The sequence below is a fragment of the Marinobacter confluentis genome (genome assembly GCF_004785685.1).
GTDB classification, from domain to species: domain Bacteria; phylum Pseudomonadota; class Gammaproteobacteria; order Pseudomonadales; family Oleiphilaceae; genus Marinobacter; species Marinobacter confluentis.
In genome coordinates this window covers 1-304 of the sequence record NZ_SRPF01000081.1, presented here as the reverse complement: position 1 = coordinate 304, position 304 = coordinate 1, and the positions used below count along the sequence as shown (strand labels likewise).

The window sequence follows — 304 nt, the reverse complement described above, 5'->3', positions numbered from 1 at the left end:
GGTGGTCACCATTGTCATCTCGACGGTGATGTTCAACCAGTTGCCAGTGCAGTGAGGGAATTTATCAATGTCTGTTGATTATCGAGGGTTCGTATTCCGAAGTGTCTTCGCGGTCATGGCGCTGGTGTCCGCTGCTGCGCAGGCAAATCAGGTGCCGCCGGAGCCTTTTGAGGATGCGGTGCTTGAAGAAACGGTTTCGATTTCATCGCCCGGGCGTCTGGTGCTGTTCAGCCCGGGGCGGGAGGTGAATAATGAGATACGCTCAGCCTCGCTGGCGCGCCTGCCGGTAAAAGGTGAGGGCCAG

General features: G+C 57.2%; 1 pseudogene. It reads left to right on the top strand.

Going from position 1 to position 304, the window contains the following annotated elements:
* Window positions 1-67: 67 nt before the first annotated feature.
* Window positions 68-304, top strand: a pseudogene (locus E5Q11_RS17640) (hypothetical protein); the annotation flags it as partial.